This window comes from Rhodococcus sp. ARC_M6 (assembly GCF_022810305.1).
Taxonomy (GTDB): domain Bacteria; phylum Actinomycetota; class Actinomycetes; order Mycobacteriales; family Mycobacteriaceae; genus Rhodococcus_F.
Genome location: NZ_JALGQH010000006.1, coordinates 207,807 through 224,010, shown reverse-complemented (window position 1 = coordinate 224,010; position 16,204 = coordinate 207,807). Strand labels below are relative to the sequence as shown.

At 61.2% G+C, this 16,204-nt stretch carries 13 protein-coding genes and 1 pseudogene; 4 read left to right on the top strand and 10 right to left on the bottom strand.

Annotated elements, in window-relative coordinates; genetic code table 11:
* The 5 genes and pseudogenes from MTX36_RS10455 to MTX36_RS10435 form a co-directional block, all read right to left on the bottom strand.
* A pseudogene (locus tag MTX36_RS10455) lies at positions 1-382 on the bottom strand (HNH endonuclease); the annotation flags it as partial.
* Between the two features lie 177 nt (positions 383-559).
* Complete coding sequence (locus tag MTX36_RS10450) at positions 560-1,552, bottom strand: alpha/beta hydrolase family protein (protein WP_243619675.1); 993 nt, start codon at positions 1,550-1,552, stop codon at positions 560-562.
* 154 nt (positions 1,553-1,706) lie between these two features.
* Complete coding sequence (locus MTX36_RS10445) at positions 1,707-2,045, bottom strand: DUF3349 domain-containing protein (protein ID WP_243619695.1); 339 nt, start codon at positions 2,043-2,045, stop codon at positions 1,707-1,709.
* A gap of 46 nt (positions 2,046-2,091) precedes the next feature.
* Positions 2,092-2,367, bottom strand: a complete 276-nt coding sequence (locus tag MTX36_RS10440; RefSeq protein WP_243619674.1) for a hypothetical protein — start codon at positions 2,365-2,367, stop codon at positions 2,092-2,094.
* Positions 2,368-2,380: 13 nt separating this feature from the next.
* A complete protein-coding gene (locus MTX36_RS10435) occupies positions 2,381-3,568 on the bottom strand; it encodes an inorganic phosphate transporter (protein ID WP_243619673.1) in 1,188 nt (395 codons plus the stop codon).
* A 105-nt stretch (positions 3,569-3,673) separates the two neighbouring features.
* On the opposite strand from MTX36_RS10435, the gene MTX36_RS10430 reads away from it, so the two are divergent.
* The 3 genes from MTX36_RS10430 to katG all read left to right on the top strand — a co-directional run bounded on the left by MTX36_RS10430 (position 3,674) and on the right by katG (position 7,322).
* Positions 3,674-4,069 (top strand): PPOX class F420-dependent oxidoreductase, encoded by a 396-nt coding sequence (locus MTX36_RS10430; RefSeq protein WP_243619672.1) that lies wholly within the window; start codon positions 3,674-3,676, stop codon positions 4,067-4,069.
* A 114-nt stretch (positions 4,070-4,183) separates the two neighbouring features.
* Complete coding sequence (locus MTX36_RS10425) at positions 4,184-4,642, top strand: DUF5994 family protein (protein WP_243619671.1); 459 nt, start codon at positions 4,184-4,186, stop codon at positions 4,640-4,642.
* Positions 4,643-5,201: 559 nt separating this feature from the next.
* On the top strand, positions 5,202-7,322 hold the full coding sequence (gene katG, locus MTX36_RS10420) for a catalase/peroxidase HPI (protein WP_279394465.1): 2,121 nt from the start codon (positions 5,202-5,204) through the stop codon (positions 7,320-7,322).
* A 74-nt stretch (positions 7,323-7,396) separates the two neighbouring features.
* Here katG and MTX36_RS10415 read toward each other — a convergent pair whose 3' ends face one another.
* Positions 7,397-8,890, bottom strand: coding sequence for a GMC family oxidoreductase (locus MTX36_RS10415; protein ID WP_243619669.1), 1,494 nt, complete (start codon positions 8,888-8,890; stop codon positions 7,397-7,399).
* A gap of 128 nt (positions 8,891-9,018) precedes the next feature.
* Positions 9,019-10,965 carry an acyl-CoA dehydrogenase family protein gene (locus MTX36_RS10410; RefSeq protein ID WP_243619668.1) on the bottom strand — a complete coding sequence of 649 codons (1,947 nt, stop codon included), beginning with the start codon at positions 10,963-10,965 and terminating at the stop codon, positions 9,019-9,021.
* A 473-nt stretch (positions 10,966-11,438) separates the two neighbouring features.
* Between MTX36_RS10410 and ubiG the strand changes: the two genes are divergently transcribed.
* Positions 11,439-12,224: a bifunctional 2-polyprenyl-6-hydroxyphenol methylase/3-demethylubiquinol 3-O-methyltransferase UbiG gene (ubiG, locus tag MTX36_RS10405; protein ID WP_243619667.1), complete on the top strand. Its 786-nt coding sequence runs from the start codon at positions 11,439-11,441 to the stop codon at positions 12,222-12,224.
* Between the two features lie 31 nt (positions 12,225-12,255).
* Here ubiG and MTX36_RS10400 read toward each other — a convergent pair whose 3' ends face one another.
* The 3 genes from MTX36_RS10400 to MTX36_RS10390 all read right to left on the bottom strand — a co-directional run bounded on the left by MTX36_RS10400 (position 12,256) and on the right by MTX36_RS10390 (position 16,010).
* Positions 12,256-13,638, bottom strand: a complete 1,383-nt coding sequence (locus MTX36_RS10400; protein WP_243619666.1) for an FAD-binding oxidoreductase — start codon at positions 13,636-13,638, stop codon at positions 12,256-12,258.
* A complete protein-coding gene (locus MTX36_RS10395) occupies positions 13,635-15,131 on the bottom strand; it encodes an APC family permease (protein ID WP_243619665.1) in 1,497 nt (498 codons plus the stop codon). The genes MTX36_RS10400 and MTX36_RS10395 overlap by 4 nt, the downstream gene beginning before the upstream one ends.
* 135 nt (positions 15,132-15,266) lie before the next feature.
* A complete protein-coding gene (locus tag MTX36_RS10390) occupies positions 15,267-16,010 on the bottom strand; it encodes an Ltp family lipoprotein (protein ID WP_243619664.1) in 744 nt (247 codons plus the stop codon).
* Between the last annotated feature and the right edge of the window lie 194 nt (positions 16,011-16,204).

Below are 16,204 nucleotides of genomic sequence, written 5' to 3'. Positions count from 1 at the left end.
TCCCTTTGGGTGGAGACTCGCAGAATGCGGTGATCAGCGCGGCATGGTCGACGGTGAGGTCACTGGCATCGAACTGCGCCGCAATGGCGGGGAACGCTCGCAGGGCCACCCCGAGGGCAGCGATCTTGTTTCCGGCGGCATTCTGCAGCATCGTGTTCGCGGCCAGCCAGCGGCCGACGCCGCGGTAACACAGCACTTGCTCGTCCGGATGAAGGGCTAACGCATCGACCGCGGCAACCCGGATGGCTTCCAGCCGTAGGATTTCCGCTGATGCCGTGATGGCGACTTCCCGCACGTCGCACGGCCGCAGTTGCCACAGCATGCCACGCACATTAATTGCAGAACCAGCTACAACATCGGCAACTACGGTATCGACGCTCATCGGATCCCCCATCCTTGCCCCCAATTCTACTCGAACATCTATTCGAGTCAAGAGAAGGTTTGGGCGGAGATTCAGCTGTCCGGGGTGAAGATTGTTGCAGTACAAATGCATGTGCCGACGGCCGCGACAGTAACTGTCACGGCCGTCGGCATCGGATTCTGCAGATGTGGAAGCGGTCTACCAGGCGTTCAATGCCTCGAGGATTTGTCCCCGTGATTTCCCGAGTTCCGATCCCCAGTACGGCCACGAATGCGTTCCGTTTGACGGAAAGCTGTAGGTCGCCGGGATTCCGAGGGAGTTCAATCGAAACTGGAATGCGCGCGTATTCATCAGGGCTAGCGCTTCGAGACCGATGGCGCTGCCCGTGTTCACGAAGTCGACGGGTCGTCGAGGTTTGTCGAATTCTCCCGGCAAGCCACTTGCTGCGGAGACGTACAGAGAAAGCCCTCGCAGTTCAGGTGCAAAAACGAGAGGATCGTTGCGCAACCAAGCCGGGCTCCAGGGCGGTCCCCACATAGCGTCGACGTTGAATGATCCGGCGCTGATCATCGCGACACGGATTGCTTCACGCATTCCGGGTGCAGAGATGTTGAGGTATCCGGAGAACGATCCCGCGAACTTGAACTGATCACGGTGATAGGCGGCCAACGTCAATGCTGCGCTCCCGCCCATCGACAGGCCCAGGACACCGTTGTTGGTTCGGGAGACTCCGCGGGTCTCGAGATACGCGGGCAATTCTTCGGTGAGGAAGGTTTCCCACTTGTACGTAGTCGGTTGTCGGTTGAGGCTACTGGTGGAGTACCAATCGGAGTAGAAGCTCGATTGGCCACCGACGGGCATCACCAGGGTGATGTTGTTCTCGCGGAACAGATCGAAGGCGTTGGTCTCGAAACTCCAGGCGTTGCGATCGTCTCGGGCACGCAGGCCGTCGAGCAGATACAGTGCGGCATTACCGCCACGTGACGCCCATTGAATTTGCACCTTGATCGGACCCATCGTGGAGTCGACGAAAACCTCTTCATATCCGCCTGATGGAGCGGTTCGCAAAGGTGTTGCGGTGGCAATGGACGGGCCGACGAGACCGATGGCCAGGGGGAACGCCAAGGCGGCCACCGCTGTTCCGAACCATCGTCGCCTGGCAGGTCTACTTCCGTGTCGGACAAATCGCATATTCGTCACTCCGCCCCTTGGTGATCGATTGCAGAATTCCTGTCCGTGCCCCCCGAGGCGCGGAATTCTTCAAAACACTAAGTGGTGCGCAACCTCGCCGACCGATCCGTTACGGCTTCGTTACTGAAGGAGTGGGGCGGTGTTGGGTGAGGTATCAGGAAGCGGAACCTCGGGGGGAGTCGAAATCAGCGAGCGGCCATCCAGCCGCAGTCAGTACTGCGGCGACACGTGCGATGTCACTGTCCGAGGCGCTCTCGCTCGTCACATCGGCGATCTGAGCACTGATTTCTTCAGTCGAGATAACTTGATCGCTGGTCTCGTCACTCAGTTCTGCCAGCGCTGCGCCGATCGCGATTTCACGTACCTGTGCCTCGGTAAGTTTTCTGCGAAGTAATGCGACCAGAGGGATTCGATCTTTTGGGGGGATTCCCTCGGGGTAGCCCGCTTGCAGCCATTCGAGGATCGACTGGGCCAACGACGTCGATGGTGCCATCACTGTTTGTGGTTCCTTTCTTTGTGGGAAGGGCGGATACGGCCGCTCAGAAGAGTTCGATACCGAACGTGTGGCTCAAGAATCCCTGCATGATGAAAAGAATTCCGGTGACGATCGCGATGACGACCACGGCAAAGCAGGTAACAGCAGCCGCGATGGCGAGGTGACTGCGGGCCTCGACAGTCGAACCGTCCGCGCTGTGAGATCTCGAATCAAGGGCCCTGAGTCCGAAGGCGAAGATCGCCGGAAGTCCGGCGCCGAGCAGCAGGCCGACAAGCACGATCTGCCAGAGCGAGTCGGCTGTGTTCTTCAGAATATCCATGCGGATTCCTCTTTCAGGCTTTGGTGTCGGTGGTGATACGAGCGTCAGGTCCGGGAACCTCCGTGGGGACCAAGCTGCCGTCCCAATCGGCGTTGACGTTGCCTGGATCGACGGGATCCTTGCGCGAACGCAGATACATCCCGATGGACAGGGCGATGAGGACAGCGAAGACCACCAGCACGCCCGGCAGTCCGCCGACGATGTTCGCCAGACCCCAGCACGAGGCGCCGACGAGTGCGGCCGACGGCAGTGTGATCAGCCAGGCGAGTGCCATGCGCCGGGCGACGCTCCAACGAACGGCGGCACCCTTACGTCCGAGGCCGCTACCCATGATGGAACCCGTCGCCACCTGGGTGGTGGAGAGAGGGAGTCCGAGGTGGCTGGAGGTGAGAATTATTGCGGCTGAGGATGCTTCGGCTGCCATTCCTTGTGGTGAGGCAATTTCGACGAGCCCCTTTCCGAGTGTGCGGATGACGCGCCAACCGCCCAGATAAGTACCGGCTGCGATGGCCAGAGCGCAGGCCAGCTTGACCCAGAACGGCATGTCGGCATCCGGTGAAATCGTGCCGTGGGCGACGAGGGCCAAGAAGATGACGCCCATTGTCTTCTGGGCGTCGTTGGTGCCGTGTGCGAGGGAAACGAGTGACGCAGAGCCGATCTGGCCGAAGCGGAAGCCTTTTTCCTTGGTTTCTTCGTGAATATTCGAGGTGATGCGATAGATCAACCAGGTTCCGGCCGTCGCAACAAAGCCGGCGACGATGGGGGCGAGTAGCGCGGGGATGACGACCTTGCTGAGGACTCCGCTCCAGACGACGCCGCTCATGCCCAAAGATGCGATGGCGGCGCCGATCAGGCCGCCGAACAAGGCATGCGAGGAGCTTGACGGTATGCCCAGCAACCACGTTGCCAGATTCCAGATGATTCCGCCGACCAGGCCGGCAAAGACGATGGTGAGCAGTGCTTGACCGCCCACGTTTCCAAGATTTACGACGCCTTTGGCCACAGTGGCGGCCACTTCGACAGATAGGAATGCTCCGACCAGATTCAAAGAAGCGGACAGTGCTACCGCGACTTTGGGGCGCAGTGCACCTGTCGCAATCGATGTGGCCATGGCGTTACCGGTGTCATGGAAACCGTTGGTGAAGTCGAATCCGAGTGCGGTTACGACGACGACGAGTAGAACGATCAGTTCCGCATTCACGATTACTGACTGTCCCTCATGGACGGCCGGTAAACCGAGCTCAAGCAGGCTTGTTTCGAGAACATTGGCGTCGCCACTTCGGGTGTGAAGGAATACGCTCAGTCCATGTCCCTCGGCGAAGAGAAAACCATCTCGGTCAGCACCTTCCGGAAGAGCGGTGACGGCGTCGCGACACCCACCTGGGTCGTGCCGTTGTCCGACGGCCGCATCGGATTCTGGACCTCGTCGAGGTCCGGCAAGACCAAGCGGTTGCGGAACGATCCTCGCGTGACGATTGCCGCGTGCAACAACCGCGGAAAAGTGGTTCCCGGCGCACCGACCGTCACCGGCACCGCGCAATTGGTTGCCGCGGGCCCGGAATTCGACGAGATTCAGAGAAAGGTCAAAGCGAAATATGGCGTGATGGTCCCGATCTCGAGATTCTTCAACACGCTGGGGCACATCGGCAAAGGTTCATTTCCCTACGGCGACACCGGAGTGGTCGTCACGGTTGAATCCTGAGCCGCAGGGATCGCATCCGGGCGGACCATAACGGCGTAGCGTTGACGTATGGGTCTCACGATCCGGCGTATTTGCCTGACGGTCCCACGAACACTTCACTGAGGAACGTCTGTCATGGCGCACGCAATCACACTCGACTTCGCGAGGGAGACGCCGCCACCGCACGTGGGGCAACCCTTCCCATCTCCCACCAGAACCCCACGGTTCCTTCTTCGTGGTCAGGGCGCGGTGCCATCACCGGTTGACGGTGCCTGGTTTCCGTGGACTTCCAATGTCACGTCGGAGCTACACGATTTGATATCCGCGCTCTCGTTGCGGCTAGGGCCGATAGCACGCGTTGCATTCGACTGGAACACGATCAGCAGCGAGCAACGGCGTATCGATGAGGGCGACGGGCTCGAAGTTCGGGGACCATACCCTGGCCAACCGTCGGATTTGATGATCTTCGAAGATGTCCTCGGTTGCCGACTTGCCTTGAAGATGGTTCCGCCCACCACCGATCCGGACCACGCCTACACAATGATGCGCAGTCTGGTTGATCCTGCGCGTAGCGACACTTATCGGGCGGAGTGACGGAAGGGGTCCCTGTGGATCCCGACGGTTCCCTCGATACCTGCCTCGTCGAGCCGGGTCAGGTGTACTTCGTTCCCCGGGCGTACCGCACCACTTCAAGGTTCTCGGCGACGACGACATCAACTTTCTGATCTTCTTCGAACAACCGACTACCGGCGATATCGGCTGCTGGGCAACAGCTTCCGCGTTTTCGCGGGGGGTGCTCGCGGCGGCGTTCGGCGTTCGGGAACAGGAATTGCCGCGATTTCCCTTGACGCCGATCGATCCGCTGATCGTCTCGCGGAACAATCCGGTCGACCCGACAGGATAGAGCAGGCAAGAGCTTCTTTTGCAAGGGTCTTGGATCAGTGCGGAAAAGTGAGTAATAGTAGAGAAGCACCCTGCCCTACGCTGCGCGAGGTGCGCCGGCTTTCAGTCGCAATCGGAGCCGGCGCCGCTTTCTTCTGGAAGGAATGCCGTGTCCGATAACAGACCGCCCGTGCCAGAGGAAGAGTCTCGGGCCGGCGGCGACAGTGAAAACCCGGCGATCCCGTCTCCGACGCCTACGGCGCATCGCCCGATGACAAACCGCGACTGGTGGCCGAACCAGCCGGATCTGTCGGTCCTGCATGGTAATTCAGCCAAATCCAATCCGATGGGCGCGAACTTCGACTACGCAGAAGAGTTTGCGAAACTCGATGTCGAGGCGCTCAAGCATGATGTCTTCGAGTTGATGACAACCTCTCAGGATTGGTGGCCAGCCGATTACGGCCATTACGGTGGCCTGTTCATCCGGATGAGTTGGCACGCTGCCGGGACCTACCGAATTGGTGACGGTCGGGGTGGTGGTGGCCAAGGCGCTCAGCGTTTCGCGCCGATCAACAGTTGGCCTGACAATGCGAGCCTCGACAAAGCCCGGCGACTGTTGTGGCCCGTCAAGCAGAAGTACGGCAGGAAGATTTCCTGGGCAGACCTCATTATCTTCGCGGGTAACTGCGCGTTGGAATCGATGGGGTTCAAGACCTTTGGTTTCGGCTTCGGGCGTGAGGACATCTGGGAACCTGACGAGATTTTCTGGGGTCCGGAAGACGCGTGGCTCGGCGACGAGCGTTACAGCGGCGAACGTCAACTGGAAGGTTCACTCGGTGCCGTGCAAATGGGTTTGATCTACGTGAACCCGGAGGGCCCCAATGGTCAGCCGGACCCGGTAGCCGCTGCCATCGACATTCGCGAGACTTTTGCTCGGATGGCGATGAACGACGTCGAGACAGCTGCGCTGATCGCCGGTGGCCACACCTTCGGCAAGACTCACGGTGCCGGCCCCGCCGACCTCGTCGGGCCGGAGCCGGAAGCTGCTCCGATCGAACAGCAAGGGTTGGGCTGGAAGAGTTCCTTCGGCACAGGTAAGGGCAAGGACGCGATCACCAGCGGCATCGAGGTTGTCTGGACGCCGACTCCGACGTCGTGGGACAACAGCTTCCTGGAAATCCTCTACGGCTACGACTGGGAGCTGACCAAGAGCCCCGCCGGTGCCTGGCAATGGGTGGCGAAAGACGGCGGTGGGGCGGGCACGATTCCCGATCCGTTCGACGCGTCGGCGCACCGCGCGCCGACGATGCTGACCACGGACCTCTCGTTGCGGCTGGACCCGATCTATGAACCGATCACGAGGCGCTGGCTCGATCACCCGGATGAACTCGCCGAGGCGTTCTCCAAGGCCTGGTACAAATTGCTGCACCGCGACATGGGTCCCGTCACGCGGTATCTCGGCCCCTGGGTTCCTCAGCCCCAGCTCTGGCAGGACCCCGTCCCGAAAGTGGAACCCCCGTTGATCGGAGACGAGGAGATCGCTGCCCTCAAACGCATGATTCTCGAATCCGGTCTGTCCATAGCGCAATTGGTATCCACAGCGTGGGCGTCGGCGGCCAGTTTCCGTGGCACCGACAAGCGCGGTGGCGCCAACGGGGCACGGATCCGGCTCGAACCTCAGAAGGACTGGGAGGTCAACAACCCCGCAGTTCTGTCGGTAGTGCTGGCGACTCTCGCGGAGATTCAGAAGCAGTTCAATTCCGCTGGTGGAGCGAAGGTTTCACTGGCTGATCTGATCGTCCTGGCCGGAACTGCGGCTGTCGAGCAGGCAGCAAAGCGAGGCGGTCTCGAAGTCTCGGTCAGGTTCACGCCGGGGCGGACGGACGCGTCGCAGGAGCAGACGGACGTGGATTCGTTTGCCGTGCTTGAACCTCGGGCTGACGGGTTCCGCAACTATCTGCGACCAGGGGAGAAGGTGCCGGCGGAAAATTTGCTGGTCGACCGGGCCTACATGCTGACGTTGACAGCTCCCGAAATGACTGTCCTGGTTGGTGGTTTGCGCGCCCTGAACGTCAACTTCGGAAACACGGATCACGGAGTCTTCACCGATCGACCGGAAACGTTGACCAACGATTTCTTTGTCAATCTCCTGGACATGCGTACGGAGTGGAAGCCGTCGGCATCGTCGGAGAACCTCTACGAGGGACGCGATCGCGTCACGGGTGATGCCAAGTACACCGCTACGGCTGTCGACCTCGTCTTCGGATCGAACTCGCAACTGCGTGCTCTCGCAGAGGTTTACGGCAGTGAGGATGCACAGCAGAAATTTGTCGAGGACTTCGCCGCCGCCTGGACGAAGGTGATGAATCTCGATCGGTTCGATATCGCCTGAGCGTCTGCAATTCTGCCTAGAAGTTGTACACATTCCGATCACGGAGTGCGTACTGCAAGTAGCAGCCACCCGCCTCAGATCAGTTTCGCGGCGCGTTCTGCCATCATCACGCAGCCGAGGTAGGTGTTTCCCGCCGGCAACACCGGCATCGCGGAGGCGTCCACGACCCTCAGACCTTCGACCCCGCGTACCCGGCAGCGCTCGTCCAGGACGGCATTCGGGTCGCCATCTGAGCCCATTGCGCAGGTGCCACCCAAGTGCGCGTAGCTGATCTGGCCGCTGTTGATCAATCCGGTAGCGGCACCTTCGGAGGTCAGGTCCGTTGTGGGTTGGATTCTGGTGGCGCCGAGTTGGGCGAACGGGCCTGTTGATTCGAAAGCGGCGATGCGGCCTAGGACCCAGTCGAGGCGTTCGACGTCTCGCGGCGTCAGTTCAGGCATCGACACATCAGGTTCGGCGTCGGGTTCGGTCGAGGAGATTCGGACGTGTCCGCGCCCGCCGACATCGAAGAGGAACGGGACGATCGAGAAATGCGCGCCGTCGGCCGTCGGTTCTCCGATCGGCAGGTTCAGGACATGGAAGTCGATAGTGTCTGATTGCGGGGAACGGCCGACCCACACCGGTTGGACGGGGCCACCGCGCAGCGGACTGCCGCCCGGATGGTGATAAACCAAGGGGACGCCGAGGTGGTCCTGAAGGTTCGCCCCGACCCCGGGGATGTCGGCGACGACCGGGATGTCGAGGCTATCCAGCAGGTCCTTCGGGCCGATTCCCGACCTCTGCAGCAGCGCTGGTGAACCGGTGGCTCCACAGCTGACGATGATCTCGCGGGCGGAGAGCCTCCGGCCGTCGGCGGTGATGACGTGCGTCGCCCGTCCGTCCTCGACGACCACCCGGTTCACCGTGACACCGGTCTCGACGGTGAGGTTCGGGCGCGACCGAACCTCTTCGGTCAGGTACGCCCGACTCACCGTCAGCCGCTCCGCGCCGTCCGCGGACACCGTTAACGGGAAGATTCCGACGCCCGGGAGCTGCTCAGGGTCATTGACGTCGTCAACCCAGGGCACGTCGATTTCGCGTAGTCCGGAGAGGAAGGCCCGCTGGGATTCGGTCTGTTGGTCGGCAGTGGAGCGTCGTACGACGAGCGGACCCTCCGAGCCGTGCAGGTCCGACGCGCCGCAGTCCAAGTCATTCTCCATCGCTCGGAATGTCGCGAGGATGTCCGTCCAGCTCCAACCGTCGAGTCCACTGGCGGCCCACGCGTCGTAGTCGGCAGGCTGGCCGCGCATCGTTGCGAGATAGTTCACGGCTGAAGTCCCGCCCAAGACGCGCCCGCGCACCATGGGGACTGTCGCTTCGCCCTTCGCCCGCATCGGGAACCCTCGAGTGAAAGGGGTTCCGGCCCAGACGTTTCCTGCCGCAGACGGTTGTAGGACGGTGCCGTCGTAATATGCGTCGTCCGGGCCCTGCTCGAGTAGCAGTACACGTCGACCCGGGTCTTCAGAGAGTCGTGCGGCCAATACTGCGCCGCTTGTACCGCCGCCAACGACGATCACATCCATCTGCATTGCCACTCCTGTTCGACCCCGCGAGTATCAGCTGCCTTTGCTTGACGAGGTAACAGTACGAAGCGAATCGGTCGCGCGGGTCAGTTTGAGGTGATGCCGTCATCGGACACAGTTCCCGGACCCCGCCGTCACATGACACGTCTGGTGGAGGGCAAGAATGGCTTCGATACGTTTTCTTCGGTCGACGCACCGGGTTGCCATTGTGCGATCCAGGGTCCGGTGTTCTCACTCTGGTCGAGTACTCCGCCCTCCATCCAGGTGTACTTCCCGTCGAGCAGGCCGGCAGCGATCCTGCCGTCGGTATCGTCGGTGTTGCGCCACAGTGCGGCGAACAGTTTTTCCACTCGCAGCGTTGCTTGCTCGCAGAAGGCCTCGGCCAGCTGGTAGGCCGCCTCACCGTTGACGGCGTCCTCGGCGCGCTGACTTTCAGCGCGAACGATCACCGCGGACATGGCGAACAACTCGGCGCCGACGTCCACGATTCGGCCGAGGAATCCTTGCCGGTATTCCAGCTTGGCCTGCCAGCGGGCCATCCCGTACAGCATCGAGCGGGCCAGTTTGCGGGAACTGCGCTCGATGAAGCGCAGATGTGTTGCCAGCGAACCGAACTCGTTGTACGACGTCGGCAACTGTCCCTTGCCTGCGACGAGTTGCGGCATCCACTTGGCGTAGAAGCCGCTGGCCTTGACCGCAGCCTTGGCCTTCGCGCTCGGCGCAGCCTTGGGGTTCACCAGATCGCCGGCCGCGACGACGTGCGCGTCGGACGCCTCACGCGCGACCAGCAGTCGCATGATTTCACTCGATCCTTCGAAAATGCGGTTGATCCGCATATCGCGCAGCAGTTGTTCTGCGGGGACAGCCCGCTCGCCGCGGGCTTTGAGCGAGTCGGCCGTCTCATAACCACGTCCGCCACGGATCTGAACCAACTCGTCGACGACGAGCCACGACATCTCGCTGGCCCACAGCTTCGCGAGCGCCGCTTCGATTCGGATGTCGTTGCGACCCTCGTCGGCCATCTGCCCCGACAGGTCGAGGACAGCTTCGAGTGCGTAGTTGGTCGCCGCAATGAACGAAAGTTTGCTCGCCACAGCGGCGTGTTCACCGACGGGCCGGCCCCACTGGACACGCTCTGCTGACCACTGCCGTGCGATCTTCTGGCTCCACTTTCCGGCACCCGAGCACATCGCAGGAATCGCCAGCCGCCCGGCGTTCAGCGTGGTCAGGGCGATCTTGAGGCCGTCACCCTCACGCCCGATCAAGTTTTCCCTCGGCACCCGGACCTTGTGCATTCGGGTGACACCGTTTTCGATGCCGCGCAATCCCATGAATCTGTTTCGCCGTTCGACGGTGATTCCCAGTGAATCCGCTTCGACGACAAACGCTGAGATTCCGCCGCGATGACCGTCGATCTGTGGCACTCGCGCCATCACTACCAACAACTCCGCGACGACACCGTTGGTAGTCCACAACTTCACACCGTCGAGTTCGTAGGCTTCGCCGTTCTCGATCGGGACTGCGCAACTCGCCATTCGGGCGGGATCGGATCCGACGTCTGGTTCTGTGAGGAGGAAAGCGGAAATGGCACCCCTCGCGCAGCGAGGCAGGAACCGTGCCTTCTGCTCCGGCGTACCGGCAAGTTTGAGCGGCTCGGGCACACCGATCGACTGATGGGCGGACAGGAGGGCGCCGAGGGAGGCGTGCACCGAGCTGACGAGCATCAGTGCCTGGTTGTAGGCGACCTGCGTAAGACCGACTCCGCCGAACTCTTCGGAGATTTTCAGACCGAAGCACCCCAGTTCCGCGAAACCTTTGACGAATTCATCGGGAATGCGTTCTTCGCGCTCAATTACCGAGCCGTCCAGCGTGGCGCAGTACGCGGCCAGCTTTTCCAGAAAGTGGTCGACGTTCGCTGAGCCTTCGGGCGCCGGTTTCGGATAAGGGTGGACCAGATCGAGACGAAACCTTCCGAGGAACAACTCCTGGCAGAATGAAGGTTTGTCCCATCCTTCGGCTCTTGATTCTTCGATGAGAGCTCTCGACTGTTCCGCGGTCGCTTCCAACTTCTGAGTGGCCATCGTTTCGACTCCTCCCGGGCGATCAGCGATGTACTTCCAGTCTTCTCCTTCGACGGGGCTGTGGACTACTCCGGCGGCTGTCTATCCGTCGGCAGAGGCGTGATCACAGGTCATCCCACCGCATCCAGTGGGGACGCTGGGAACCAAGAATCGCGCTCGATGCCCGGCGAGCACGGCGTCGGTTTCGCACTGAATCTGGCGTTGGTGACGAGCGATGCCAGATCTGATGGCGGAGCTGCGTTGATCTACTCGAGTAGCGTGGGCGGCTGCCGACGGGTCATCGAGTATGGCGGCCACGATTCGGTCGCACTCGATTCCCGTATGCAGTCCTATATCCGGTCAATGTGCCAGAGGACCTGATCCGGAACATCTTTCAGGGCTTGTCGGACAGAGATCGGGGCGTCATAGTCAAGATTGGGCTCGGAACTCGGCGCACATGTCAGACGTTGGCGTGTGCACTCGACGGTGGAGAGGTGATTCGATTGGTTATCGACAACGACGTCTACAATCGCGCGGGAGAGTCGTGGTGGGAAGAGGATAACCCGCTCAATCTGCTGCACGGGAGTCTCACGCCTGGACGATTCGCCTATTTTCGTCGGGTACTAGCCGAGCATCGCGGCTCCGACTACCGCGGACTGCGCGCCCTCGACATCGGTTCGGGCGGTGGGTTTCTCGCGGAGGAGTTCACCCGCATCGGGTTCGGGGTAGTGGGAGTCGATCCGTCCACCGTGTCGGTCGATACCGCGCGCCGTCATGCTGCCGTCGGGGATCTCGACATCGACTATCGAATTGGGGTGGGAGAACGATTGCCTGTCTCCGATGCCTCGTTCGATGTCGCGTATTGCTGCGATGTCCTCGAGCATGTGACCGACCTCGACGGAGTGATCGCCGAGACTGCTCGGGTGTTGAAGCCGGGCGGTCTCTATCTGTTCGACACCATCAATCGCACCTTCGTCAGCAAGCTTGTCGCGATCAAGATCATGCAGGAATGGCGGATGACCAGGATGTTCGACACTCCCATCCACGACTGGTCGATGTGCGTCCGACCGGAGGAGCTGGACTTAGTGATGCAGCGGCACGGTCTGCGACTTGGCGAGTTTGTCGGGCTCGGGCCGAGATCGAAGAATCCGCTTCGCTTGCTGGATCTGGTGAGAGCCGGGGGAGGCAGGTTGAATTACGGAGAGTTAAGCCGCCGCTTGGACTTCGGGCAGATTCGGACTACTGCCATCTCGTATATGGGGTATGCGGTCAAGCAGTGATGGTCGCGCGGGTGAGTTCGGAGTGATGCCGTCATCGAGACGGTGTCGGTGGAATGCTCTGCTCGAAGTGAAATACGTTGTCGTGGTCGTACTTCGCCTTGATCGGGCGTAGTCGGTCGACGTTGGACCCCCAGTAGGCGGTCTGCCAGTCAGCCATGTCGGCATTGGGCACGTTGGTGTAGGCGCCATCGGCGTAGGGCGCCAGCGCTTGGCTGAATTCGGCAATCCAAGCCTGGCACTTCGCGGTGAGTGGATCTTCCGGTGCCAGTGTCCCACCCCGGGTGCCCCAGCCCGCTCCCGGTTCGGCGTAGAACAGTGCGTTGCGATGGGCAAAAGCTGAGCCGCCGGAAGGCTCACTGCCGATGACGGCTCCGCCGAGCGCATTGGTGAAGTAGTTGCAATCCGGCGAGGGGGCCGTCGACATGAACCCGCAGATCAGATTGATCGCTTCAACGGGGAATTGGCGGGAGACGAACTGCGAGAAGAACTTCCAATTCGCAGGTTCGTCGGGGGTCGGAATCTGGAATCCCGCGTAGGTGTCAGCCCAACTCGCGTTGGTCGTCGAGACATCGGGATTTCCGATTGACAGGATCGGCTCCAGCATCCGGATCGCCTCGGCTTCCGCCCCGGATGCGAGGACACCGACCAGCAGGATCTCGTCGTGGTGTATCTCGAGTTGGCTGGTCAGGCGGTTGTCGGCGAAGGGGGCGCAGTGCTGCCAAGCGTCGAAGACCCACGGGAGGTTGCCCAGACCTGGCCACCTTGCCGTCACGTAGACGGTCTGAGTCAGGGGGTGAATCGTATAGGTCAACGAAGTGACGATTCCGAAGTTGCCGTTGCCGGCCCCGCGAAGCGCCCAGAGCAGGTCTGAGTGGTTCTCCTCATCGACGACGATTGTCTTGGCCCCGTCGGTGTTCGACGTGACGACGACCTCGGCCGCCACCAAATTGTCACAGGCCATGCCGAAGTTGCGGGTGAGGAGTCCGAAGCCGCCGCCCAGTGTCGCGCCACCCAAGCTGACGGTTCCTTCGGTGCCGGTCGGCGCGGCGAAGCCGACGTTGCCGAGCAGGGCCACGGCTTCCGATTGGTTGAGTCCTGCGCCGACGGTAGCGGTATTCGATTCCATGTCGATGGTTGCCGACTTCATTTCGCTGACGTCGATCACGATCCCGTCATCGACAGACGACCAGCCCTCGAGGCAATGGCCACCGCTGCGTACCCGAATCTGGATCTGATTCTGCCGCGCCCAGCTCACCGCGTTGACCACGTCCTGGGTTTCCTGCGCGAACACGATCACCCTCGGAGCGTGATTGAAGAGCAGATTCCAGCAGTTGCGTGCATCGGGGTAGTCGGGATCGCCCGGACGGACGACGCGGCCGGTCAACTCGGCCGGTCTGTCAGTGGGAGAGCTCATTCCGTCTTCTCGGGAATCGCCGGTGCAGCCGCGAATTCATCGACATCACCCGGTTCAGTGTCAAGCACCTTGCGATTGAAGATCATCATGTACGCGAAATAGATTCCGCCGGCGAGGATCAGACCGACGACGATCAAGACAGGTACGGACGCGTCCCCGGGTGTCACAAGCACAAACATTACGAACGCCACCCACATCAATGCGGCAACGGCGACCGGCAGTTCGAAGCGGCCCAGGCTGAAGCCACCCTCTTTGTGTTCCAATCGTTTTCGTACCGCCAAGTAGAGGATCACTATCGCCCCGTAGATGAGTGCCGGCAAGATCGTTGAGCCGATGATCAATTGCAGCAGCGCTGAACCGGGTAGTGCGATCATCAGGACAACCCCGACGGCGAGGATCAGGATCGTCGCCGGAACTGGGGTCTGTGTCTTGGGATTAACTCGTCGCATCAACCGGTGCGCGGGAAATCTCTCGTCACGCGCCATTGCGAAGACCTGCCGCGAGCACGCCGCCATCACCACCATCCCGGCGCCGAACATCGCGAATGCCAGGCCCGCCAACAGGATTCGTTCTACCGCCGGCCCGAGCTGGCTGCGGATGATCGCGGCTACTGGTGAGCCGCTGTTGCTCACTGCTGGGACATCTTTGATCGCGATAGTAAGCGCGATCAAGAAAATCAGCCCCAAAACTCCGGCCGCGACGACCGAGGCCACAATCGCACGGGGGACGCTGCGAAATGGATCCTTGGCTTCCTCTGCTAGATTCGCCGCAGAGTCGAAGCCCACCAGCGTTGTGAGGCCCATGATCATGCCGGCCATCAACCCGCCGCCGATGGCAAAATAGTTCGGGGAATCGACGGTGATCCCGCGCGAAGTGAGGTTGCCGAGATCGCCGCTGCCCGTGAACACCATGACAACGGCCAATGCAATGACCAGCACCACCACGATGGCCAACTCGATACCCACTGCGCTGGAGGTGATCAGGCCGAGTAGTCGCGTCGAGGCGATCACCAGCACTGCCTGAACAATGAGAATGACCACCGTAATCAGTCGAGCGGTGCTCTCATTTTCCTGCATCCCCACCAGCGGCATGAATGCCTGGCTGGCCAACGCGTTATCCAACGCGACGACCGCGATTGCCAGATACCAGAAGGTCAGCCAGCCGAACAGCCAGCCGATCTTCGGGCTCGCCAGCCGCGACGCCCATTGGTACGAGGACCCGCTGAGCGCGATGCGGGCTGCGAACTGAGCGACCACCAGCGCCACCAGTGCCTGACCGACCGCCGCCAGCATCCAGAGCCAGATGCCCACGGGGCCGGCACTGGTCAGCACATCGTCATACGTGGCGAAGATGCCGACCGCCACGGAGATGAATGCAAAAGAAACTGCGAACACCTGGAAAGAACCAAGTGTTCGCTTCAGTTCCGGTTCGTAGCCACAGTCCACGCACTCTTCATCGGCAGAATCGGTGTCCGGCACGTTCTCAGCGGTCATGTCCGACCTTCCGTGGCTGGGCTATACCTTGAACACTTGCGGATGCAGGAACGAGAGTGAACGTGCGACACCGACATTGGTGACCAACGCTCTGGGAATAGCCATTTCGAATGGGCCCGAAACAGACGCGGGACGCTAGATGCCGGTCTGTTCGACTCCGTACTGCGCCTGTGCGGTGGTGTAGCCCTCGTAGATCAGCTGGTCAATCAGGCCCTGTCGTGAGAAGGCGGAGTAGTCGAGGTAGGTTGCGGCAGCCTTTGCCGCCTGCTCATTCCAATCAGGCGCAACGGAGTCCACAGCGAAAGTTGCGTCCGCAGTCGAGTAGTCCTCGTACTCCAGCTGCTCAATCAGGCCCTGTCGTGAGAAGGCGGAATAGTCGAGATAGCTTTTCGCCGCTCGTACAGCGTTCTTTTGCCCACCCGTCATTCCGGGCTCCGGCCTGGCCGGTGCGGTGGTCGTCGTAGTGGGTGCCAGCGTCACTGTTTCGACGGGTGCCACGGGCACCTTTGAGGGCGGCGGGGCCTGAGCTGAGGTTGTCGACTTCGTTGTGACCGGAGCCTTCTCGATCGCAGTGGACTGTGTCGTGGTCGGCTGGCCGCTCGATGCAACATCAGACGATTTATTGGTAGAAGTAGCCACACCGATAATGACAAGGAGCACTACGACGGCGCCGGCGATCCACGGCCACTTTTTGCGTGCGGGTTTACCGGACTCCGGGTCAGCCTGCGGGTCTGACACATGTTCGTACGGTATCTGGCTGGTCGGGCTCGTCGGGCTCGTCGGGGGCGGCTGAAGTGACGCCGTCCACTGTTGTCCGTCCCACCACCGCAGTTGTCCGGAGCCTTCGGGGTCGGGGTGCCATCCAGCCGGTGTTGTCATGGATTTCCTTACGTCGAGTGATTGACCGTGAACTCTTGCGTCGATCGATCACGGGTTGGCGTGTTACGGCTCCGCCATTGTGTGGCGGTTGTCCGTTTCGTGTCGTAAGTACTACCAGGTTGGTCGGACAGGAAATACCGGGCGGTCCGAAACTGTCGTCCGAATGTGACCCACCTTGCTCGGGAGTTCTCGCG

What these genes read in the sequence shown, in the direction of transcription:
- MTX36_RS10425 (WP_243619671.1), top strand. Translation starts at nt 4,184, where the DNA reads ATGGCGCACGCAATCACACTCGACTTCGCGAGGGAGACGCCGCCACCG.
- MTX36_RS10395 (WP_243619665.1), bottom strand. Translation starts at nt 15,131, where the DNA reads ATGACCGCTGAGAACGTGCCGGACACCGATTCTGCCGATGAAGAGTGC.
- MTX36_RS10440 (WP_243619674.1), bottom strand. Translation starts at nt 2,367, where the DNA reads ATGGATATTCTGAAGAACACAGCCGACTCGCTCTGGCAGATCGTGCTT.
- MTX36_RS10400 (WP_243619666.1), bottom strand. Translation starts at nt 13,638, where the DNA reads ATGAGCTCTCCCACTGACAGACCGGCCGAGTTGACCGGCCGCGTCGTC.
- MTX36_RS10445 (WP_243619695.1), bottom strand. Translation starts at nt 2,045, where the DNA reads ATGGCACCATCGACGTCGTTGGCCCAGTCGATCCTCGAATGGCTGCAA.
- MTX36_RS10390 (WP_243619664.1), bottom strand. Translation starts at nt 16,010, where the DNA reads ATGACAACACCGGCTGGATGGCACCCCGACCCCGAAGGCTCCGGACAA.
- MTX36_RS10450 (WP_243619675.1), bottom strand. Translation starts at nt 1,552, where the DNA reads ATGCGATTTGTCCGACACGGAAGTAGACCTGCCAGGCGACGATGGTTC.
- MTX36_RS10410 (WP_243619668.1), bottom strand. Translation starts at nt 10,965, where the DNA reads ATGGCCACTCAGAAGTTGGAAGCGACCGCGGAACAGTCGAGAGCTCTC.
- MTX36_RS10430 (WP_243619672.1), top strand. Translation starts at nt 3,674, where the DNA reads ATGTCCCTCGGCGAAGAGAAAACCATCTCGGTCAGCACCTTCCGGAAG.
- MTX36_RS10415 (WP_243619669.1), bottom strand. Translation starts at nt 8,890, where the DNA reads ATGCAGATGGATGTGATCGTCGTTGGCGGCGGTACAAGCGGCGCAGTA.
- katG (WP_279394465.1), top strand. Translation starts at nt 5,202, where the DNA reads ATGACAAACCGCGACTGGTGGCCGAACCAGCCGGATCTGTCGGTCCTG.